We start from the raw sequence: 22,830 nt of genomic DNA, 5'->3' as shown, positions 1-22,830 counted from the left end.
ATTTATATCGTTCTAATATATATAATGAAAAAATTTATAAAAGAAGTTTTGAATTTTATTTATGGGAGGATTGTATGAAGCTTAAGAGTGAAGATATTGTAGAAGAACTAAGAAGAAAAAATTCTAAGGCAATGGACTTGGCAATAGAGAAATACAGTAACTTACTTAATAAAGTAGTTTACTCTGTGCTTGGTAGTTATGGAGATGGTGACTATATTGAGGAATGTTTAAATGATATTTTTTTATCCATATGGAGAAATATAGATAAGTTTTTTGGCGATGAACAGAAATTCAAAAATTGGATTTGTGCTATAGCAAGGCATAAGTCTATTGATTATAGTAGAAAAAAAGCAAGATTAAGATTGTTAGATAATATTGATGATTTAAATATAGTAGGGAATGAGTATGTAGAAGAACGATTGATTTTGAAGGAATTTAAGGATGAAATACTAACTCACATAAATAAATTAAGCGAATTAGACAAAAATATATTTTTGAAAAAATATTTTAGAGAGATGTCAGTGGAAGAGATAGCAAATGAATTAGGACTTACTAGAGGAAATGTAAATACACATCTAAGTAGAAGTATGAAGGTTTTAAGAAGGAAATTAAAAGATTCTTATGTGGAGGTTATTTAAAATGAATGATTTATATGAATTTTTTAATGAAGTAGATATGGATGTGGAGAAATACGAAGCAATTGATGCAAATATATCAGATATGACGAAGAAAAGATTAATTAGGAATTTCAGAAAATCAGAAGATAATTTTAAATTTAAAAGAGAACTTAAGTTGGGGAAAATACCAGTTGCTGTTGGGCTTGCAATGGTAATAGGTTCGATTTTTATGATTGAAAATCCAGCTTTAGCAAAGAGTATGCCAGTGGTAGGGACGGTTCTTAATTTCTTAGAAGAAAATTCAACTTTCATTAATCCTGAGTACTCAAAATATAAAGAAAATCTTAACATAGAGTCAGAAGATAAAGGAATTGCTATTACACTTAATTCTGCAGTATATGATGGGAATTATTTATATCTAAACTACAAACTTAAAAGTAATAAGAGCTTTGACGCATCTAATGTGATAGATAAAGCAACATTGACAATCAATGGAGTACAGATAAACGGAAATCAAAAGTTGCTAGAAAAAGAAAATGTTAATAAAGATTATAAAATTTATGATGATGAACTAATATCTACTGGAGAAATACCCAATAAATTAGGAGGAACATCGGAAGATGCTTTACAGGAATATGGGGAATATGTTGGACTAGCTAGATGGGATTTATCTAATTATCAAATAGATAAAAAAGTAAATATAGAATTTAATATAGATAGTATAGGGAAGACACAAGGAAATTGGAGTTTTAAGTTTAGTGCTTCAAAGGATCAACTTATAGCAAAAACGACAAGAATAGATAATGCAGGGACATTAAAAATACAAGACAATATGAAATTGAATTTAGATAAGATTATTATTTCTCCATTTGGAACTACGATTGAAAATACAATGGTAACGGAAAAAGGAAAGTGGAAGGATAAAATAATGGGAGAAAAATCAACAAGCCTATTATATAATTATGTATTTGTAACAGATAAGGGAGAAGAGTTGTTCCCAGAAGTAGAGAGAGTTTTACATGAAGAGAATAGTAATGGAAAAGATGTATATAAAAGATATACTAGATTCACAGCTCCAAAGGAAATTCCGAGCTCAATAACCATAGTTCCAATACTTCAAAAGAAGGATATAATTAATTATGATATAAATGATTATGAGTGGATTAAGATAGGAGACTTAAAGATAGGTAAAGAAATACCTCAAGGAAAAGGTAGTGCTATTGTAATTAATTCAATTCATAAAAGTGATAAGTATACAAAGATAAATATTTCATTTAAAGGCTTAGATATAATTCATAGAAATAATATTTTCGTGGTGAAAGATAAAGAGAGATATGGATACTTGATTAATAATTTAACTGATAAGAAAAAGGAGTTTGAATTATCTGAAGTTAAAAGAGATCCAGAAGAATTTAAGAAACCAGATAGAGGATTAAAAAATTATTCAGTTAGTGGAAATAATTATACTTTTAAAGGGATAATTTCTGATGATGCATATCTTGCAGTACCTAAATATGATAGTTTCTATGAGGTGGATTTAAAGGATTCAATTAAAATAAATCTCAATTAGTTTTATTTAATACATATAGTTTGGATATAAATATATTCAGATTATATGTATTTTTTTATATAATAAAGGTATTTAATAAAGAGGTGAATTATATGAAGTTAAATAATTTATATTTCAATATACATTATTGTAACCATAGATTTGTGGATGAGAAAAAAGATTTCTCGAAAAAGCTAACTAGAAGAATCAATCATCATGAGCTTTTGCTAGTGAATGGTGGAAAAGGTTATATTTCTATAGAGGATAAAAGATATAGAATTGAAAAGGGGATGTTGTTTTATTTTAATCCTAGCATGACACACACTATAGAGGTAGATGAGAAATTGCCAATGTGCTTTTTATCTGTTCATTTCAACTATGTAGAACTAAGTTATTCAGAAGATGCTTGGGTAACTAAGGGGAGTGATGAGTTACTCCCTCTAAATTCAATGGAAAAATTAATGGATTATTATACTATAGATATTTTATTTAGAAAATTAACTAGTCTTTGGGATGAAAAATTATTGGGATATGAATTTGCATCAAAGACAATATTGCAAGAGTTATTATATGAAATATTAAAAAATATAAAGAGAAAGAAATCTAATTATTCTACTGCTTTAAAAGTTAATAATATAATTTCTTATCTAAATGAAAACATAAAAAGAAAGGTAACACTTAATGAATTATCAGAATTAGTTAAACTGTCGCCTACATATTTATCAAGATCCTTTAAAGAAATTACAGGTTATTCTATAATAGAATTTTTTAATAAGATGAAGATCGATAAGGCTAAAGAGCTTATTATAGATGGGGATAAAAAAGTTAAGGAAGTGGCAGAAGTTTTAGGTTTTAAAGATGAATTCTACTTTAGCAGAATTTTTAAAAGAATAGAAGGAATAAGTCCATCAGAATTTTATAGCAAAAATGTCCATGGAGTCTAATATAATGCATGGAGATATCAGGGGTAGTGATCTTATAATTATAATATAATCATCACATCAATGATTTGAAGAACTATACATAGAAAGGATTATATTATATGAATCTTTGGAGAAAAAATTTAGTTGTTTGTTGGGTAGGTATGTTTGCAACTGCAATAGGCATGAGTCAGATAGCACCAGTATTGCCGATATACATAAAACATCTAGGTATTAATAATGTAGAATTTATAGAACAATTATCTGGGATTGCATTTGGAGTTACATTTATAATATCAGCTATTTTTTCACCAATATGGGGAAAGGCAGCAGATAAGTACGGAAGAAAACCAATGTTACTACGTGCGAGTCTTGGAATGTCAATTGTAATATTTAGTATGGGTTTTGTACACAATGTATATGAATTGATAGGCTTAAGATTACTGCAAGGGGTAATCACTGGGTATAGCACCGCATGTACTACTTTAATAGCAACCCAAACTGATAAAAAACATGCAGGATGGGCACTGGGAACTCTTTCTACGGCATCTGTTTCAGGTTCATTACTTGGGCCGATGCTAGGAGGATATGTGGAAGAAATACTTGGAACTCAATGGGTGTTTTATATAACTGGAGGATTAATGATGATAGCTTTTATTACAACACTATTTTTTGTAAAAGAAGATTTCACCCCCTCTAAAGAAAAAACACTTACTATGAAAGAAGTGTGGGCAAGTATTCCAAATAGCAGTTTAATTATAACAATGTTTATAACTTCATTTATACTTCAATTAGCTCTCTATTCAATAGAGCCAATAGTAACAGTATACGTTACGCAGTTATCTAGAAATTCTGCTCATGTTGCATTAATCTCAGGAGCAACATTTTCTGCATCTGGGTTAGCTAGTGTTTTAGCAGCACCAAGGCTTGGTAAACTTTCAGATAAAATCGGATCTCAAAAAGTAATGTTAATAGCCCTTATAGTTGCAGGTGTAGTATTTATACCACAAGCATTCGTTAAGAGTCCATGGCAGCTTATGGCATTAAGATTTATTTTAGGTTTAGCTACAGCAGGTTTAAATCCATCTATTAATGCATTCGTAAAAAAAATAACACCAGATTTCATAACAGGAAGAGTATTTGGATTTAATATGTCAGCTCAATATTTAGGAGTATTTTGCGGATCTATATTAGGAGGGCAGGTAGCTTCACTAATGGGAATTAAATATGTATTCTTTGTTACGAGTACTCTACTATTAATAAATGCATTGTGGGTATATAAGAAAGTATTTAAAAGGTTTGAGACAAAATCAGTTATAAAAAGCCAAGCAGTATAGGGGGACGTAAAAAGTGGAAAAAGATAAAGCTGAAAATGAATTTATTAATCTAAAATCAACAGCATTGGTTGTAATAGATCTTCAAAATGGAATTACAAATAGAGAACTTAAACCACATACCGGGGGAATTGTTGTTAGTAATGCAGTAAAGTTAGCAAAAGCATTTAAAGAGAGGGATGGATTTGTAGTACTAGTAAGAGTTTCAACTTTAGATGGGAAGGACATGTTAAAGCCCAAAACAGATATGCAAGGAAGTGCAGTTAAGCACAGTGAAGGGTGGGATATGATTGTCCCAGAGTTAGCAGATATTAATGATACGTATTTAGTTACCAAAAGACAATGGGGAGCGTTTTACGGAACAGATCTTGATTTGCAATTAAGGAGAAGAGGAATAGATACAATCGTATTGTGCGGTATATCAACTGGAATAGGAGTAGATACTACTGCAAGAGAAGCATTCCAAAGAGGATATAATCAAGTCTTTGCCGAAGATGCAATGACAGCTATAAGTAAAGAAGAGCATGATTATGTATGTAAATATATCTTTCCAAGAATAGGGAAGGTCAGAAATACAAGAGAAATTATAAATTTAGTTAAATAAACGAAGCGTTTGTAGATAGCCTATACAGTAGAATGTGTAGGCTATTTATTTTTTTTGAAAATTATATACTTTTATTTCAAATATACCTTGACAGGCGAGGTATATGTAGTTATGATATAAGTACAGAATAAAAAGTAACAAAAGTAAAATTTTAGATAAAGAGGTGAGGGTATGTCTATTACTTCAGATATAATAAGAGGACATACAGAAAGTATTATATTAGCTCATTTAGAGGAAAAAGACAGCTATGGTTATGAAATAAATAAGTCTATTCAAGAGAAAACAAATAATAAATATGAATTAAAAGAGGCAACTCTTTATTCAGCATTCAGAAGGTTGGAACAGTCATCATTAATAACTTCATATTGGGGAGACCAAACAACTGGAGCGAGAAGAAGATACTATTCCATAACTAAATTAGGGTTAGCAGCGTTAGAACAAAATCGTACGGATTGGAATGAATCCAAGCAATTAATTGATAGTTTGATTAATGGAGGTAAGAAAAATGTATGAAAAATTAAGAGAAAGGGTGGAGGAACTCTTTCAAGATGCCCCTAGAACAAATAGAGCATATGAATTAAAAGAAGAAGTTTTAGCTAACTTAATAGACAGATATAATGATTTAATTGAGCAAGGAAAGAGTGAAAATGAAGCTATAAATTCTGCTATGTCTGGTGTTGGCGATGTAGAGGAATTGATAAGAGGTTTAAAGCAAAATGATGTTTTTAATTATGAAGAAATGAGGAAGGAAAGACAAAAGTCTGCGCTTATAATATCTGTTTCTGTAGGACTATATATTATGAGTGTAGTTGTTCTTCTAATATGTAATGAGCTTTTGGGAATAAATGATGCTATATCTGTATCTTTAATGCTTACTATAGATGCTGTAGCAACTGGACTAATAATCTATAATGCAATGTCAAAGCCTAAATATATTAAAGAAGATAATACAATGGTTGAAGAGTTTAAAGAATGGAAATCAACTAATAGAAAGAAAAATGGAGTTATGCAGTCAATAAAGTCAATAGTTTGGACTTTGATAGTAGCAATATATTTACTAATAAGTTTTGTTTTTAATGCATGGGCGTTCTCTTGGATTATATTTATTGTAGGAGCTGCAATAGAAAGAATTATCACTCTAAGTTTTCAATTAAAGGAGTGATAATATGGAGAAGAAATTAAAAGTAATAAGCATAATTATATGGGGAATAATTGCTATAACACTTACAGGGGCACTTATATTTGGAATAGTTGCTGGAGGAAAGGGTAACTTTTACAGAATGATCGTATTCCATAGTGGTGATAGAAAAGTTCAACAAACAAAAGAAATGTCTCTGCAAGATGCTAAAAAAGTAAATGTAGATTTTTCAAGTGACGATATATCAATTTATACTACTGATGAGGATGATATAAAAGTTGTTCAAAAAGCTTATGGAACTTTGAAGGAAGAAGAAAAATTCACAATGGAGAAAAATGGAGATACTATAAATATAAAAAAAGGAGGAAATCATCTTAAATTTTTTATATTTGGTTTTGGAAATTTTGGATCCGAAGTAGAAGTTTATGTTCCTAAGAAGTACAGTGGCAATCTTTCAGTAGAATCTTCTTCTGGAGATATAATAGTAAATGATGATATAAATCTTAAAGAAGTATCCTTTAGTCAAAGTTCAGGAGAGTTTAAATGCAATAGTGAAATAAAGGCTGATAAAGTAGATTTAGAGGCTTCATCAGGTGATATTGATGTCAATAGTCTTATAGGAAAAAGCTATGATATAAATGTTTCATCAGGTGATATAAGAATATCTTCCCTTTCAGGTTCTGGAAATATTGAAGCCTCATCTGGGGACATTAAAGTAGGTTATAAAGATATAAATGATAAGTCTGATATTACAGCAACCTCAGGAGATGTTAAGGTCAATATGCCAAAGGAAATGAGTTTCTCTTTTGAGGGGAAATGTACTTCTGGAGATATAAAATCAAACTTTGATTTAAGTTATAGTAATAAAAAAAGAAATCAGGCAACGGCAAAGGTAGGAAGTGATCCTTACAAACAATTAAAAGTAGATACTTCCTCAGGTGATATAAATATTTCGATTGATTAATAGTTTTTGTAAATAACCTCAAAATTTAAGTATTTTGAGGTTATCTTTTTGAAAAACTAAAATAATGCTACTTAAAGTTAAAATAACAATATAAGAAAAGGTGGTATTAATAAATTTACAAGTGATATAATTATTATGGTAATTAATGAGAGGCATATGGCTAAGAAATATTGTGACTTATATTTTAGGAAGGCGGTGAATTTAGTGAGTGGATTATATAGGTTTTTTATAGGAAACTTAACTTATACTTGTTTGAAAATGTAGGTTTCTGGACATTTTCAGGCATGAATAAGTTATTAGTTGAACTTAAAACCTTTTAGAAATCTGATTCACTAAAGATTATGAATAATAACGAAATATTTGAAGCATCTAAAAGATATATGCCTGGTGGAGTAAATAGCCCAGTAAGAGCTTATAATGGGTTTGATATGAATCCACCAATTATAAAGCAAGGTAAAGGTGTACGCATATATGATGAAGAAGGCAATGAATTTATAGATTTTGTTTTAGCATGGGGTCCACTTATCTTAGGTCATTGCGATGAAGATGTAGTAGAGGCTATTTCCAAAACAGCTTGCAATGCAATAGCATTTGGTGCGCCAACAAGACTTGAATTAGAGTTATCAAAATTTATATGTGAGACAGTTGATAATGTTGAAATGATAAGAATGGTTAACTCAGGTACTGAGGCTACCATGAGTGCTGTAAAACTAGCAAGAGGATATACAAGAAAAAATAAAATTTTGAAATTTTCAGGTTGTTATCATGGTCATTTTGAAGGTTTTTTAGTTGAAGCTGGATCAGGAGTTTTAACTGCAGGAATAGCAGGGAGTGCTGGAATACCAAACGAAACTGTAGAAAATACATTGGTTGCAGAATATAACAATATCGAAAGTATAAGAAAGATTTTTGAGGAACAAGGGGATAATATAGCCGCAGTTATTATAGAGCCTGTTGCTGGCAATATGGGAGTAATTGTAGCAAAAGAAGAATTTTTGAGAGAATTAAGAGTTCTTTGTGATAAACATGGGGCTTTGCTGATTTTTGATGAGGTAATGAGTGGATTTAGGGTAGCATATAAAGGTGCGCAAAGTCTTTTTGATATCAAACCGGATCTTGTTACTTATGCAAAAATAATGGGAGGGGGACTTCCTTCTGGTGCCTATGGCGGCAAAAAAGAAATAATGCAAATGTTATCTCCAATTGGCCCAGTTTATCAAGCTGGAACTATGTCTGGTAATCCAATAGTAATGGCCGCAGGATTAACAACTTTAAAGAAATTATATGAAAATCCGATGATATATAAGCATATTGAAGAAATCGGAGATAGATTAGAGCAGGGTATAAAAGAAGCATCTAAAGAAAATAAAATACCAGTAGTTATAAATAGAGCTGGAGGAATGTTTACTATATTCTTTACTGAGCAAGAAACTGTAGAGAGTTATGCTGATGTTAAGAATTGTGATAATGATAGATTTAAAAGATATTTTATTCACATGATAAAAAAAGGTATAAATATGCCACCTTCACAGTTTGAAGCATTATTTCTTTCAGCAAAGCATTCAAGTGAAGATATAGATAAATTTATAGAAGCATTTAAGAGTTTTGAGGGATAAAAATAAGTTAGTATAAAACAACTAATGAAGTATATTTAAGTACGAATGAAGATGAATCTATAGTGAATTAGCCTACGTAAAAAGTAGGTGTATTAACTATTGGGTTCATCTTTTGTTAATTTATTAATATTTTAATATTTTAATAATAAATTAGTATATAGGGTTTTAACTTCCAGGTTAAAATCTTATAAATAAAAAATACATAAATATATTTCATCATGTCTTTTGAACACCTCCTCCACATTTCCTCTGCGTAAGGTTGCTTTGAGAGCTAGAATGAAGTATCTTTTTGTATTTATAAAAATAACTTCAAAGAAGTAATCTTATTTAAAGGGGATGTTAAACATGACTATCTATTTCGGCATAATTTATGGGGTAACACTAATTGCAGTACTAGCCATTATTTTTCTGTCTAAGTACATTTTTAGCCAAGAAAAAGGAAACCCTAAAATGCAAGAGATATCTAATGCTATTAAAGAAGGAGCAATGGCTTTTTTAAAGAGACAATATAAAACTATTGCTATAATAGCTATAATAGTTCTTATTATAATTACAGGAGCCAATTACTTTGCTAATTTATCAAAGGGAAGCAGTGATGCTACCAGCATAGCATGGCATACTGGAGTAGCATTTGTTATGGGTGCATTATGTTCAGCTATATCTGGCTATATAGGCATGTATATGACTGTTAATTGTAATGTAAGAACAGCAGAGGGTGCAAGGAAAGGGTTAAATAAAGCTCTACAAATAGCATTTAGAGGTGGTGCAATTACTGGACTAGCTGTAACTACCTTATCGTTATTTGGAGTTTCAACACTATTTTTATTATTTGGAGGAGCATCAGGTAATGATACTCTAATAAAAGAGGCTCCATCACTCATAGTTGGTTTTGGATTTGGAGCTTCATTAGTTGCGTTATTTGCACAATTAGGTGGAGGAATTTATACAAAGGCTGCTGACGTAGGAGCAGATTTAGTAGGTAAGGTTGAAGCTGGAATTCCAGAAGATGATCCAAGAAATCCAGCTGTTATAGCAGATTTAGTTGGAGATAATGTTGGTGACTGCGCAGGCAGAGGTGCAGATTTATTTGAATCAACAGCCGCAGAAAATGTTGGAGCTATGATACTAGGGGTAGCGCTATATCCTATATTTGGAGTTAAGGGAATATTGTTTCCTCTTGTAGCACGTGCATTAGGGATAATTGCGTCCATAGTGGGAATAGCTTTTGTAAAAGTTAAGAATGAGGATGAAGATCCAATGAAGGAACTTAATAAAGGTTATGGAATAACCACTATAATAGTTCTTATATTCCTAATCTTTAACGTAAAATATATGTTAACTGGAACTCTTCCAGATGGAAGTGAGGTTAACACTTGGATGCTTTATGGATGTGCAGTAACAGGAATAATTTTAGGCTATGCATTTGTTCTATTGACTAACTACTATACATCAGTAAATAATAGACCAGTAAAAGAAATAGCAAAATCCTGTGAAACTGGTCCAGCTACAAATATTATAACTGGTATATCTATGGGGATGGAATCAACAGCATTGCCTGTAATATTTATATCCATTGCTATTTTTATTTCTTATAAACTTGGCAATGCAGCTCTTGGTAATATTCCTAATGCTGGATTGTATGGAACTGCTATTGCAACAATGGGGATGTTATCAACCTGTGCATTTATTCTTGCAATGGATACCTTTGGACCTATAACTGATAATGCTGGAGGTATTGCAGAAATGTCAGGAGCTTCAGAAGAGGTAAGACTAGTAACAGATAGATTAGATGCTTGTGGTAACACTACAAAGGCATTAACTAAAGGTTATGCTGTAGGATCAGCTGCATTAGCTACCTTTTTACTATTCTCAGCCTATTTAGATCAAGTGAAAAGCATATTAGGACAACCATTAGAATCATGGTATTCAATTGATATTGGTAAACCAGAAGTATTTATAGCTGGTTTTATAGGAGTTATGTTAGTATTTCTATTTAGCTCAACAGCTATTAGAGCAGTTGGAAGAGCAGCTCAATACATTATAGTAGAGGTAAGAAGGCAATTTAAAGAGATTCCTGGAATTATGGAAGGTAAATCTAAACCTGATTATGCTAGTTGTGTTGATATAGTTACAAAAGGAGCTCTTAAGGAAATGGTCCTTCCAGGAATACTAGTAATAACAACTCCAGTACTAGTGGGTGTTTTACTTGGAAAAGAAGCAGCAGGTGGCTTCTTAATGATAAGCACCATAGCAGGTGTGGTAATGGCATTGTTTTTAAATAATGCAGGTGGTGCGTGGGATAATGCAAAGAAATATATAGAATTAGGAAGTTTTGGAGGAAAGAAGTCGGAGGCTCATAAAGCAAGTGTTGTAGGAGATACAGTGGGAGATCCATTTAAGGATACAGCAGGTCCATCACTTCATGTATTAATTAAGCTAATTAGTACAATAACATTAGTTTTCGTAGCTTTATTTAGTTAAGATTTCTTAGGGGAATGATTAAAGGATTGAAGTAAACTCACTTTATGATTTTTTAAAAGTCTATGAGTTATTTCAATCCTTTTACTCTTTAGAAAATCTATAGTTTTTATGATTTTTTTACAATCTTTTCATATTAAGAAAATCAAAAAAGCAATTTTAATTTATAATTAGTATATACTTAATTGAAGAAAAAGGGGAATTGGAATGTATAAATTAATTTTAACTGATATGGATGGTACTTTTCTTAATTCAGAGCATGAATTATCTGAAGAAAACATAAAAGCAGTAAAAAAGGCACAGGAAAAAGGCGTTCATTTTGGAATAGTTTCTGGAAGACCATATAAACTAATAAAGCCATTTGTTCAAGAACATAATTTTAATTGTTATGCAGTAGCATTAAATGGTGCCCAAATATATAATGAAAATTTTAATATGATTTGTGAAAATTATATAGAATTTGATAGTGTATGCGAAGCAATAAAAATTTTTGAAGAGGAAGACATATTATATCAAATATATACTAGCAATGAAACATTATGTAAGCCTTTAGGAAATCACCAAAAAGACTTTATAAATCTGGCAGAGCAATATTCTAGTGATAAGGATGAAATAGCTAAAATAGTAGAGGATATGAAAAAGCATACTTATGGTAATAGTCTTATTGTAGAAGATATAATAGACTACATAAAAGTTAATAACTTGAAGGTATGTAAAATGGAAGTAAAGTCTTCTAGTGCAGAAAAACTTGATATAATTAAAGAGAAGATTGGTAAAATAGAGGATATAAGCATCACTTCATCATATAAAAATAATTTAGAGTTTGTGCACAAAAGTGTGGACAAGGGGTCAGCACTTGAACAATTAGGAGAAAAGCTTGGTGTGAATCCTAAAGAAATTATTGCAATAGGAGATAATCTAAATGATTTAGGAATGATAAAGGCTGCTGGACTAGGAGTAGCGATGGGGAATGCCATAGATGAACTAAAAGAACAAGCAAATTTCGTAACAGTATCAAATGATGAACATGGAGTTGCACAAGTTATAGATAAGTTTATATTAAATAGTACAAAATAGAGAAGAACTTATAAGATAATAATTCATAATATTTTCATATCGGTTTATTATAATTATATATACAATTAATATAAAGGACGGTGAAAATAATGGGGCGATATGATGGAAGAATTATAATGGGTGGATTTCATATGGGATGGATTTTCATGATAATATGTTTGATACTCGTTGCATTGGCTATTTATTTTGTTATTAGAATGATCAATAAAAATAATTTTATAAAGGATACAGAGGAGAGTTCTCTTAATATACTTAAGGAAAGACTAGCTAAAGGTGAAATATCTGAGGAAGAATATCTTAGAAAATCAGAACTTATAAGAAAAAAATAAAATAAGTATGAGTAATTGAGTAGGTTTTAGATAAAGATAATTTTATCTAAAATCTATTTTTATTTTAAAAATAGTATTGAAAAAGAAGAGAATTCGTAATAAAATAATATTAAACAATAATAAACAATAATAAATGATAATAAAATGGAGGGATACAATGGAAAAGATTTTATTAACTGGAGGAACAGGATTCTTTGCAAGTAGATTTGCTGAAAGGTTTAAAGATCAATACAATATTTTATCTCCAGATATAGATGAATTAGATATAACAGACGAAGAGAAAGTATTTGAATTATTTAAGAAAGAAAGACCAAATTATGTAATACATGCTGCTGCTATTGCAGTTACAGATTTTTGTAATAAACATCCTGAAAAAGCTCATAAGATAAATGTTGAAGGAGCTATAAATGTAGGAAAAGCGTGTAAAGAAGTTGGAGCAAAATTAGTATTTATAAGTTCAGAACAAGTATTTAATGGAAATCCAGAAGCAGGTCCATATAGCGAAGAGCATAAAGCAATTCCGGATACTGTATATGGGCAAAATAAGCTTGAAGCAGAAGGGCTACTAAAAGAGATTCTAGATGAATTATGGATTGTAAGATTTACTTGGCTTATGGGAATGCCAGATAAAAAAAGAAATATGGCATCTAATATAATTTGGGAAACTGTAACAAGCTTATTAAAAGGGGATAAAATATATGCTTCCCCAAGAGAATTTAGAGGTATGACTTATGTTGATGAAATGTTAGAGAATATTAATAAGTTATTTAAGATTCCTTATGGTACTTACCACTTGGGAAGTGAAAATAATCTAAGCAGATATGAAGTAGTTAAGCATATATTAAAGGAAATGGGTTTAGAAAATAGAATAGATGAAGTATTAGTAGAAGATGTAGAAAAGTATAAAGATTCACCAAGAGATGTTAGATTAGATACAAGGAAAGCAAAAGAACATGGATTAATTTTTTCATCCACTATTGAGGGTATAAATCAATGTTTGAAAGACTATAGTCTTATACTAAAAAAATAATTTTTAAAACTCATATTTACTTCTAATTTGCTATGATATAATAATCTTGATGAAGATTATGTCTATTAGATGGGGGTAAAACATGGGTAAAAAAAGTAGAACAAAAAAAGAACGTGCTAATGAAGAGGTAGTAAAAGAAGAGAAACCCGATAATTCAAAAACTAAAGCGCCAGCTCTTCTATGGATATGTTTGGGTATTATTGTATATTACGGCGGAAAAGGTATGAATAAAGATTCTTTATCTGTTGCTGCTGGAGCAGGAATTTTACTTATAGCAATTGGAGTAATAAAAGCTGCTATATATTTTATTAAGAAGGCCAAGGGTCCAAATGGGAAATTAGCAGGTAAATAGTGATACTTTAGAAGGTGTGAAGAAATTTCACACCTTCATTTTATATAAGAATAACTAATTATTGCATAGTATTATTAACATCTCTTTGAGAATAATAATATTGTATTAACAACATAATTATTATTTTACGGAGGGATAAAAAATGAAGAATGCAAAAGAACACATTCAATCTTCTTTAAAAGACTTACAAAGTGCTAGAACTTGTTTACAAGATGCATTACAAAGTGTAGAAAAACCAGAGAATAGAACAAAAATACAAGATACATTTAATGCAGTTGATGGAGCTTTAACTAAAGCTCAAGATACAATAAATACATATAAAGAATCATAAGCGTAGATAATGAAGAGCATCTCAAAAAATGAGGATGCTCTTTTAATTTATAATAATTAAATCAATATGGTAAAGTAAAGTTTCTCTGTTTACAAGTTACTTAATTACCAGTATATTTCATAAAAGTATGATATAATGAACTTGGTACAAAAATTACAACTTTATATAAATTAGAATTATGTGTCTTGATTTTAGGAGGACAAAAGATGAAAAAGGCTATTTTAATTGCATTAAGTGTATTAGTTGCTACAACAACTTTTGTAGCTTGTGGAAAAAAGAATGAGATAAGTAAAGAGCAAGTTACCTTAAAGGTGGTAGTTCCAGATGGAATTCCAGCTTTATCTATGAGTAAACTTTTGAAGGAAACAAAGACTCTTGATAAAAATGTTAATATTCAATTTACTATAGAAAAAACAACAGATAGTTTAACTTCAAAAATATTATCTGAAGATGCAGATATTGCGATAGTTCCATCTAACTTGGCAGCCCAAGCTTATAACAAAAAGCTGGGCTATAAAATTGCAGCAGGTGGAACTTGGGGTTCATTCTTTGCAATTACAGATGACAATATCAACAATATTTCAGATTTAAGGGGTAAAGAGTTAACAACAATAGGTAAAGGACTTACTCCAGATATAGTATTAAGATATATTTTAAAAGAAAAAGGAATTAATGCAGATAGTGATGTGAAGTTTAATTATCTTAACGGTTCTACCGAACTTGCTCCAAATTTTATATCAGGAAAAGTTAAGACTGCAGTAGTACCAGAACCAATGCTTTCAACAATATTAAAGAAAAAATCAGATACTAAAATATTACTTGATTTAAATGAAGAATGGAAAAAGTTAAATTCCTCTGAAAATGGATATCCTCAAAGTTCTTTAATAATAAAAAATCAAGTAGCAAAGGATTATAAAACTTCAGTAGATAAATTTATTGATTTATACAGAGAAAGCTGTGAGTGGACTAATACAAATCCAAAGGAATTAGGAGATTATGTTGAGGAACTAGGAATTGGTGTTAAAAAGGAAGACTTATCTCAAGCATTAAAAAGAGCAAACATTAAATTTGCAGATGCAGAGGATTTAAAGAAAGATTATAATATTTATTTTAAGGTGCTAATGGAAAATGCACCAAAGACAATAGGAGAAAAAATACCAGATGATAATGCATATTATAAAAAATAAAAAATATATGCTAATTGGAACTGCATTACTAATATTAGTATGGTGGATTGTTAGCGATATATTAAGCAATGCAATTATATTGCCTTCTCCAAGAGAAACTCTAGATTCATTAGAGATTATAGTTAGTGATAAATCATTTGCTTATACATTAATGGCAACATTACAAAGGTGTATATTGGGATTTGTAATTTCTTTAATTTTTGCTTCAATAGTAGGAATAATTGCAGCCTTAAATAAGAAAATACTTGAGATGTTACAACCTACCATGGCACTTTTAGAGACTGTCCCTACTATGGCAATAATTGTACTTGCTCTAATTTGGCTTACAAATGAAAAAGCACCCATTTTACTTGCTTCAATCGTTGTATTTCCAGTTATCTATGAAGCAGTTATTCAAGGGATTGTTGGTATAGATAAAAGCGTAATTTCTATGACAAAGGTGTATAAGGTAGGAATAACTGATAGTATTAGATATATTTACATTCCAAGTATGGCTAAAAGTGTTTTTGGGGTGCTTTCATCAGTGATAGGATTGTGTTTAAAGATGGTTATAGGTGGTGAAGTGCTAGGACAACCTAACTATGGAGTAGGAACAAGTATTCAAATGGAAAAAATGCAGTTAAATACTGCAGGAGTTTTTAGTTGGATAGTAATTTTAGTTATTTTTGTTTTATTTATAGAATCTATAATTAAACTAATGACTAAAAGATGGAGGACTTTTAATTAATGAGTGATTTTTATTTGGAAAACGTGATAAAAGAGTTTGGTGATTTACGTGTCCTAGATGATATTTCTATAAAGTTTCAAGAAGAGAAGATAACATGTATATTAGGACCTTCTGGCTGTGGGAAAAGTACGTTGTTAAATATAATTTCAGGGATAGATAAGGATTACCAGGGAAATGTAGTTGGTTTTGATGAAAAAGAAATAAGTTTCGTTTTTCAAGAAGATAGATTAATACCTTGGCTTAAAACTAAGGATAATATAGAAATTGTTCTTAAAAAGAAGTATAAAATAGAAGAGAGAAAAGAATTAATATATAAGTACACTTCAATGATGGGTATAGATAAATATTTAAATTTCTATCCTAATGAGCTAAGTGGCGGAATGAAACAAAGAGTTAGTCTTGCAAGAGCTCTATCTTACGGTGGAGAAATAATTATCATGGATGAGCCATTTAAAACTATAGATGTAAAGAATAAAAATAAACTTATAAAAGATTTTAAGACAATACAAAATGAAGAAAAAAAGACAGTGATTTTTGTAACTCATGACATAGATGAATGTTTAGAGCTTGGAGACGAAATATATATATTAACAGATAAACCAACTAAAATTAAAAGAAAAGTGAATAGTAACATATCTAAAAAAGAAATACTAGAAATAGTTGAAATGGACTAATAAACTGTAATATCGTAAAAATGAGGATTGAGTTATGGAGAAAAAATTAATTAGAGAAAATATAATTAAAAAAAGAGATTTAATTGATGCAGGCATAAAAAAAATATATGATGTGAAAATTAAAGAACTTTTAATGAATTTTGATTTGTATAATCTATCAAACAGCATTTTTATTTTTGTAGGTTTTGGGAACGAAGTTGAAACAATGAATTTAATCAAAGATGCTTTAGAAAAAAATAAAAGAGTTTATGTTCCTAAGATTGATAACAAAAATAAAGAAATGAAGGTAATTAGAATTAAATCTATAGGTGAACTAAAACCTGGATTTTGGGGGATATTAGAACCAGAATCTAATGAGGAACTAAATGAAAAGTTAGATTTGATAATAATGCCAGGGGTAGCATTTACAAGAAGTGGAGAAAGGGTAGGATATGGAGGAGGATATTATGATAAGTTTTTGGAAAAAACGGATCTAAAGATTCCTAAAGTAGTACTCGCATTTTCGCTTCAAGTCTTAGAAGAATTACCACAAGAAAGCTTTGATATTAAGGTGAATTATATTATTACAGAGAATGAAATAATTGATTGTAAAACTCTATAAATATTTAATATAGAAATGCAATATTTTTCAAAAAAATAGTTGCATTTTATTTTTTTACCATTATAATATAATTAATTAAATAATCGATGGTCTTTTATCAAGAATGGTGGAGGGACTGGCCCTATGAAACCTAGCAACAGCTAACATTCATTAAGTTAGAATTGTGCTAAATCCTGCAGGTACAGAAATTTTCTTAGTTAAATTCTGGTTATCCTGATAGATAAGAGAAAGAGTAATTTTGCGTATATAATTATGCTTTATTAGCTATTTCTACTTATCTTATAGTAGAAATAGCTTTTTTTACTATAAGATAAGCAGCAGTAATGATGATAGCTGTTTATGTTTGGTAAGAGGCCACCTTATAATAAAAAGGGGGCTTTTTTTAATGAGTAAAAATTTTAGCTTGGGAACAATCGCAGTACAAGGAGGGTATAAGCCAAATCCAGGTGAACCAAGGGTTTTACCAATATTTCAAAGTACTAGTTACCAACAAGGAGATCCAGATCATGTTGCAAAATTATTTGGATTAGAAGCAGAAGGACATCTTTATACAAGAATAAGTAATCCAACTATAGCTGCCTACGAAGAAAAGTATGCAGCACTGCAAGGAGGCGTTGCAGCTGTAGCAACCTCCTCAGGTCAAGCAGCTATATTTTATGCAATAGCCAATATAGCTAAAGCAGGGGATCATATTATATCAACATCTGCTCTTTATGGGGGAACATTTAATTTATTCAATATTAACTTAAGAAAATTTGGTATTGATGTAACATTTGTAGATCCTGAAGCAAGTGAAGAGGAAATACTAGCCTTAGCTAAAGAAAATACAAAAGCTATATATGGAGAAATAATAGGGAATCCAGGCTTGAATATATTAGATTTAGATAAGTTTTCTAGGGTAGCAAAAAAAATTGGGGTGCCATTAATTGTAGATAATACAGTACCATCTCCATATTTGTGCAATCCATTTGAGTTTGGAGCTAATATAGTTGTTCACTCTACAACTAAATATTCAGACGGGCACGCTGTTGCAGTTGGGGGAATAATTGTAGATGGAGGAAATTTTGATTGGGCAAATGGAAAGTTTCCGGAATTCACAGAGCCTGATTCAAGTTATCATGGTATAAAATATATTGAGGCTTTTGGAAAAGCTGCATATGCAGTTAAGGCAAGAGTAACTTTATTAAGAGATTTAGGGGCGGCACCTAGTCCATTTAATGCATTTTTAACTAATTTAGGACTAGAGACTTTACACTTAAGAATGGAAAGACATTCGTTAAATGCATTAAAGTTAGCTGAATTTCTATCTCAGCATCCAAAGGTTTCTTGGGTTAACTATCCATACTTAGAAGGAAATTCTCAATATGAAAGAGCTCAAAAATACCTTAAGGGTGGAGCAAGTGGAGTACTTACGTTTGGTATTAAAGGAGGGGTAGAAGAAGGGAAGAAGCTTATTAAAAACTTAGAAATTGCGACCCTAGTTGTTAATTTAGGTGATGCAAGAACTTATATTTTACACCCAGCAAGTACAACTCATGCTCAGCTTTCAGAGGAGGAGCAAAAGGCAAGTGGAGTAAGTCCAGATCTTTTGAGAATCTCTGTTGGTATTGAAGATACAGAGGATTTAATAAGAGATTTTGAGCAGGCATTAAATTTACTATAATTACTATAAAATTTAATATTGTAGACAAGTAATTGTACGGAGGGGCTATATTATAATGGTTAGGATATCTTTATTAGGATATGGAGTGGTAGGAACAGGATTAATTGAATTATTAGAAAATAATAAAGACAAGTTAGAGAATATAGAAGTAGTGTCTATTTTAGTGAGAAGTTTTGAAAAGCATAAAAATAAAAAATTTAGTGAAATACTAACAACGGATATAGAAGAATTTTTTAGCAAAGATACAGACATAGTTGTTGAGGTGATGGGTGGAATAAATCCAGCATATGACTTTGTGAAAAGGGCTTTAAGCTTAGGGCGAAATGTTGTAACGGCAAATAAGGATTTGATAGCAGAGTATGGGGGAAAGCTAATTGACCTTGCAAGAAAAAAGGGTGTTAATCTAAAATTCGAAGCTTCAGTAGGAGGGGGTATTCCTTTACTTAAGCCTTTGCTTGAATCCTTGGAGGGAAATGAAATAAAAAGCATAACAGGTATACTGAATGGAACTACAAATTTTATATTAACTAAAATGAGTAGGGAAAATCTTTGCTATAGTAAAGCATTAAGAGAGGCTCAAAAGCAAGGCTTTGCAGAAGCAAATCCAGAGTCAGATGTTCTGGGATATGATGCAGCTAGAAAATTAGCAATATTATCAACCTTAGCCTACAAGAAAAAGATCTCTTGGAAAGATATAAATACCAAAGGAATAACAAACTTGGAAAGGCAGGATTTTATATATGCCAAGGAACTCGGATATCAGATAAAACTAATTGCAGTCAGTAGAAAAGTTAAGGACGAAGTATATGCATCAGTTGAACCAGCACTAATTGATGGGGATAGTTTATTCTCACAAATAAATTATGAAGTAAATGGAGTTATATTTCATGGAGATGCAGTTGGGGATGTAAGCTTTATTGGAAAAGGTGCAGGTATGTTACCTACTGCATCAGCTGTATATAGTGATATTTTAGATATAATAAAGGGAAGAGGAGAACTTCCAACTAAATATGTGGAAGAAGTGATTATAAAGGAAACGATATATGATAAGTCATCCCTACTTATAAGAATGAATACAAATGATAAGAGGAGTGCAATAAAGGCTGTTAGAGACAAGTTCAGTAAAGCTCAATTAGTTGGTGAAAAAAAAGATGAAATTGCATTCTACTTAGAAATAGAAAGTGAAATAGAAATTATTAAACTGTTAAATGCATTAATTAAAGAAGGAAAAATAAATTCATATAGCAGACTTCCAAAAGTATCATAAAAAAAGAAGAGACCTGTGTCTCTTCTTTTATAATAGTGGAATTAAATACTCTTTTCTTCTACTTCTTTAACAATTCTAGCCTTGAACTCTTCTAAAGAAATAGCACCCTCTTCTCCATTTTTTCTACTTCTAACAGAAACTTCTTTATTAGCTTCTTCTTTTTCTCCAACAATTAGTATATATGGAGCTCTTTCAAGTCTAGCTTCTCTTATTTTATAACCTATCTTTTCAGCTCTATAATCAGCTTCAACTCTTATACCTTTATCTCTTAGACTTTTAACTACTTCATTAGCATAATCGTTATATTTATCAGAGATAGGAAGTATTTTAGCTTGAACTGGTGATAACCAAGTTGGTAGAGCTCCAGCATATTTTTCAATTAACATAGCTAAAGTTCTTTCATAACAACCAATTGAACTTCTGTGAATTATAAATGGAAGTTTTTTGTTTCCATCCTTATCTACATAAGTCATTCCAAATCTTTCTGCTAGAGCAAAGTCAATTTGTACAGTTATGATAGTGTCTTCTTTACCATGAACGTTCTTGAATTGAATATCAAGCTTTGGTCCATAGAAAGCAGCTTCGTCATCAGCTTCAGTATAGTCTATTTGAAGATGATTAAGAATCTCTCTCATTATATTTTGAGTTTCTTCCCAAGCAGTTGGGTTATCAATATATTTTTCTTTGTTGTTTGGATCCCACTTAGAAAATCTATAAGTGATATCATCTTGGATACCTAAAGTAGTCATAACATATTTTATTAAGTCTACAACACCTTTAAATTCTTCTTCTAATTGATCAGGTCTAACTATCAAGTGTCCATCAGCTAAAGTGAATTGTCTTACTCTTATTAGACCATGCATTTCACCTGAAGCTTCGTTTCTAAATAGAGTAGAAGTTTCAGCATATCTAATAGGAAGGTCTCTATAACTGTGTTGTTCAGCATTGTAAATAGTATATTGGAAAGGACAAGTCATTGGTCTTAAAGCGAAGACTTCATCATCATTCTCTTCATCACCAAGTACAAACATGCCATCTTTGTAGTGATCCCAGTGTCCTGAAACTTTATAAAGGTCACTCTTAGCCATTAGAGGTGTTTTAGTTAATACATAACCTCTTTTTTCTTCTTCATCTTCAATCCATCTTTGAAGTATTTGAACTATCTTAGCACCTTTAGGCATTAATAATGGAAGTCCTTGACCAACTCTTTCATTAGTAGTAAATAAACCAAGTTCTCTACCAAGTTTGTTATGGTCTCTTCTCTTAGCTTCTTCAAGTGCTTCAAGATGTGCATCTAAATCAGACTTCTTAGTGAAAGATGTTCCATATACTCTAGAAAGCATCTTGTTTTTTTCATCGCCTCTCCAGTAAGCACCAGCAGATCTTAGAATTTTTATAGCCTTTATTGTCTTAGTAGACATTAAATGTGGGCCAGCACATAAATCTACAAATTCACCTTGTTTGTAGAAAGAAATTATAGAATCTTCTGGTAAATCATTTATTAGTTCTACCTTATATGGTTCGTTTTTTTCTTCCATCAATTTCAAGGCTTCTGCTCTAGGAAGCTCGAATCTCTCAATTTGTAAGTCTTCTTTTACTATTTTACTCATTTCTTTTTCAATTTTATCTAAATCATCTTGAGAGAAATTATTTTCTTTATCAAAATCATAATAGAATCCATTTTCAATTGAAGGACCTATAGCAAGTTTAACATCAGGATACAGTCTTTTAACTGCTTGAGCTAAAATGTGTGATGTTGTGTGTCTAAAAGCAGCCTTTCCTTCTTGAGAATCAAATGTGCAAATAGAAAGCTCGCAATCTGAATTAATTTCATGACGTAGGTCAACAACATTTCCATTGACGATTCCACAACATGCAACTCTTGCTAAACCTTCACTTATAGATTTTGCAATTTCATAAACTGAAAGACCCTCTTGAAACTCTTTTAAGGATCCATCTTTTAGTGTAATCTTAACCATAATAAAATCTCCTTTCAAAAATTGTATAAAAATAAAAAAACTCCCATCCCTGATAAATAAAAGGGACGAGAGTATAATTCCCGTGGTTCCACCCAAATTGCTAAAAAATAGCCGCTTTAGAATAATCGTAACGTGATTTTACGGACTTTATTAGAGTCACTCAGAGGTGGTCTTCAGCTAAAGTCAATTTAAAAATACTCACACCAATTGTATTTTCTCTCTGAAAATATTATAAAGCTTACTCTTCTCTTCAACGTGTTAATTAATTGTTTTTTATCATTATAATTATAAAAAATATATCTGTCAATAGAAGGGAGAAGTAAAAGATTTTTAATGATTAGAAAATGTACTCTTTTGTTTAAGTACTCATATAATAGAACATAGAATGCTTGG

The 22,830-nt window shown here is 30.6% G+C and carries 22 protein-coding genes, 1 riboswitch and 1 other annotated feature; of the genes, 21 read left to right on the top strand and 1 reads right to left on the bottom strand.

Translation table 11 applies throughout. The features are described from left to right. Positions 1 to 74 precede the first annotated feature (74 nt). From PTZ02_RS16470 to PTZ02_RS16370, 21 genes are all read left to right on the top strand, one after another. Positions 75 to 638 carry a sigma-70 family RNA polymerase sigma factor gene (locus PTZ02_RS16470; RefSeq protein ID WP_274228876.1) on the top strand — a complete coding sequence of 188 codons (564 nt, stop codon included), beginning with the start codon at positions 75 to 77 and terminating at the stop codon, positions 636 to 638. A 1-nt stretch (position 639) separates the two neighbouring features. After that, positions 640 to 2,187, top strand: a complete 1,548-nt coding sequence (locus PTZ02_RS16465) for a DUF4179 domain-containing protein (RefSeq protein WP_274228875.1) — start codon at positions 640 to 642, stop codon at positions 2,185 to 2,187. 92 nt (positions 2,188 to 2,279) lie between these two features. Next, positions 2,280 to 3,110 carry an AraC family transcriptional regulator gene (locus tag PTZ02_RS16460; RefSeq protein WP_274228874.1) on the top strand — a complete coding sequence of 277 codons (831 nt, stop codon included), beginning with the start codon at positions 2,280 to 2,282 and terminating at the stop codon, positions 3,108 to 3,110. A gap of 98 nt (positions 3,111 to 3,208) precedes the next feature. Next, positions 3,209 to 4,423 carry a multidrug efflux MFS transporter gene (locus tag PTZ02_RS16455; RefSeq protein WP_274228873.1) on the top strand — a complete coding sequence of 405 codons (1,215 nt, stop codon included), beginning with the start codon at positions 3,209 to 3,211 and terminating at the stop codon, positions 4,421 to 4,423. A gap of 13 nt (positions 4,424 to 4,436) precedes the next feature. After that, positions 4,437 to 5,024 (top strand): hydrolase, encoded by a 588-nt coding sequence (locus tag PTZ02_RS16450; protein WP_274228872.1) that lies wholly within the window; start codon positions 4,437 to 4,439, stop codon positions 5,022 to 5,024. 171 nt (positions 5,025 to 5,195) lie between these two features. Further along, on the top strand, positions 5,196 to 5,537 hold the full coding sequence (locus PTZ02_RS16445; RefSeq protein WP_274228871.1) for a PadR family transcriptional regulator: 342 nt from the start codon (positions 5,196 to 5,198) through the stop codon (positions 5,535 to 5,537). Then, positions 5,530 to 6,186 carry a permease prefix domain 1-containing protein gene (locus PTZ02_RS16440; protein ID WP_274228870.1) on the top strand — a complete coding sequence of 219 codons (657 nt, stop codon included), beginning with the start codon at positions 5,530 to 5,532 and terminating at the stop codon, positions 6,184 to 6,186. Before PTZ02_RS16445 ends, PTZ02_RS16440 begins: the two co-directional genes overlap by 8 nt. A 4-nt stretch (positions 6,187 to 6,190) precedes the next feature. Further along, positions 6,191 to 7,126 carry a DUF4097 family beta strand repeat-containing protein gene (locus PTZ02_RS16435; protein ID WP_274228869.1) on the top strand — a complete coding sequence of 312 codons (936 nt, stop codon included), beginning with the start codon at positions 6,191 to 6,193 and terminating at the stop codon, positions 7,124 to 7,126. A gap of 341 nt (positions 7,127 to 7,467) precedes the next feature. Beyond that, a complete protein-coding gene (gene hemL, locus PTZ02_RS16430; RefSeq protein WP_274228868.1) occupies positions 7,468 to 8,742 on the top strand; it encodes a glutamate-1-semialdehyde 2,1-aminomutase in 1,275 nt (424 codons plus the stop codon). A 345-nt stretch (positions 8,743 to 9,087) separates the two neighbouring features. Then, positions 9,088 to 11,223, top strand: coding sequence for a sodium-translocating pyrophosphatase (locus PTZ02_RS16425; RefSeq protein WP_274228867.1), 2,136 nt, complete (start codon positions 9,088 to 9,090; stop codon positions 11,221 to 11,223). A 204-nt stretch (positions 11,224 to 11,427) separates the two neighbouring features. Further along, entirely contained in the window at positions 11,428 to 12,297 is an 870-nt protein-coding gene (locus PTZ02_RS16420) for a Cof-type HAD-IIB family hydrolase (RefSeq protein WP_274228866.1), read from the top strand. An 89-nt stretch (positions 12,298 to 12,386) separates the two neighbouring features. After that, positions 12,387 to 12,626 (top strand): SHOCT domain-containing protein, encoded by a 240-nt coding sequence (locus PTZ02_RS16415; protein ID WP_274228865.1) that lies wholly within the window; start codon positions 12,387 to 12,389, stop codon positions 12,624 to 12,626. Between the two features lie 157 nt (positions 12,627 to 12,783). Beyond that, positions 12,784 to 13,656, top strand: coding sequence for an SDR family oxidoreductase (locus PTZ02_RS16410; RefSeq protein WP_274228864.1), 873 nt, complete (start codon positions 12,784 to 12,786; stop codon positions 13,654 to 13,656). Positions 13,657 to 13,738: 82 nt separating this feature from the next. Further along, positions 13,739 to 14,008 (top strand): hypothetical protein, encoded by a 270-nt coding sequence (locus PTZ02_RS16405; protein WP_274228863.1) that lies wholly within the window; start codon positions 13,739 to 13,741, stop codon positions 14,006 to 14,008. Positions 14,009 to 14,150: 142 nt separating this feature from the next. Next, complete coding sequence (locus PTZ02_RS16400; RefSeq protein ID WP_274228862.1) at positions 14,151 to 14,339, top strand: EscE/YscE/SsaE family type III secretion system needle protein co-chaperone; 189 nt, start codon at positions 14,151 to 14,153, stop codon at positions 14,337 to 14,339. 206 nt (positions 14,340 to 14,545) lie between these two features. Continuing rightward, positions 14,546 to 15,526 (top strand): ABC transporter substrate-binding protein, encoded by a 981-nt coding sequence (locus PTZ02_RS16395; RefSeq protein ID WP_274228861.1) that lies wholly within the window; start codon positions 14,546 to 14,548, stop codon positions 15,524 to 15,526. Further along, positions 15,501 to 16,253, top strand: coding sequence for an ABC transporter permease (locus PTZ02_RS16390; protein ID WP_274228860.1), 753 nt, complete (start codon positions 15,501 to 15,503; stop codon positions 16,251 to 16,253). The genes PTZ02_RS16395 and PTZ02_RS16390 overlap by 26 nt, the downstream gene beginning before the upstream one ends. Next, the gene (locus tag PTZ02_RS16385) at positions 16,253 to 16,927 is read left to right on the top strand and encodes an ABC transporter ATP-binding protein (RefSeq protein WP_274228859.1); all 675 of its coding nucleotides are present in this window, start codon (positions 16,253 to 16,255) and stop codon (positions 16,925 to 16,927) included. Before PTZ02_RS16390 ends, PTZ02_RS16385 begins: the two co-directional genes overlap by 1 nt. 34 nt (positions 16,928 to 16,961) lie before the next feature. Beyond that, positions 16,962 to 17,528 carry a 5-formyltetrahydrofolate cyclo-ligase gene (locus tag PTZ02_RS16380; RefSeq protein WP_274228858.1) on the top strand — a complete coding sequence of 189 codons (567 nt, stop codon included), beginning with the start codon at positions 16,962 to 16,964 and terminating at the stop codon, positions 17,526 to 17,528. Between the two features lie 91 nt (positions 17,529 to 17,619). Further along, positions 17,620 to 17,755, top strand: a riboswitch (SAM riboswitch). A 158-nt stretch (positions 17,756 to 17,913) separates the two neighbouring features. Beyond that, entirely contained in the window at positions 17,914 to 19,191 is a 1,278-nt protein-coding gene (locus PTZ02_RS16375; protein ID WP_274228857.1) for an O-acetylhomoserine aminocarboxypropyltransferase/cysteine synthase family protein, read from the top strand. Between the two features lie 55 nt (positions 19,192 to 19,246). Further along, complete coding sequence (locus PTZ02_RS16370) at positions 19,247 to 20,458, top strand: homoserine dehydrogenase (protein WP_274228856.1); 1,212 nt, start codon at positions 19,247 to 19,249, stop codon at positions 20,456 to 20,458. Between the two features lie 41 nt (positions 20,459 to 20,499). Here the strand turns inward: PTZ02_RS16370 and thrS are convergent, their stop codons facing one another. Beyond that, on the bottom strand, positions 20,500 to 22,437 hold the full coding sequence (gene thrS, locus PTZ02_RS16365) for a threonine--tRNA ligase (RefSeq protein WP_274228855.1): 1,938 nt from the start codon (positions 22,435 to 22,437) through the stop codon (positions 20,500 to 20,502). Between the two features lie 58 nt (positions 22,438 to 22,495). Beyond that, positions 22,496 to 22,700 (bottom strand) — a binding site (T-box leader). Positions 22,701 to 22,830: the final 130 nt, after the last annotated feature.

The sequence above is a fragment of the Clostridium sp. 'White wine YQ' genome, from assembly GCF_028728205.1.
GTDB lineage: Bacteria > Bacillota > Clostridia > Clostridiales > Clostridiaceae > Clostridium_T.
The sequence above is the reverse complement of the archived record's forward strand: the minus strand, read 5'-3'. Positions and strand labels throughout refer to the sequence as shown.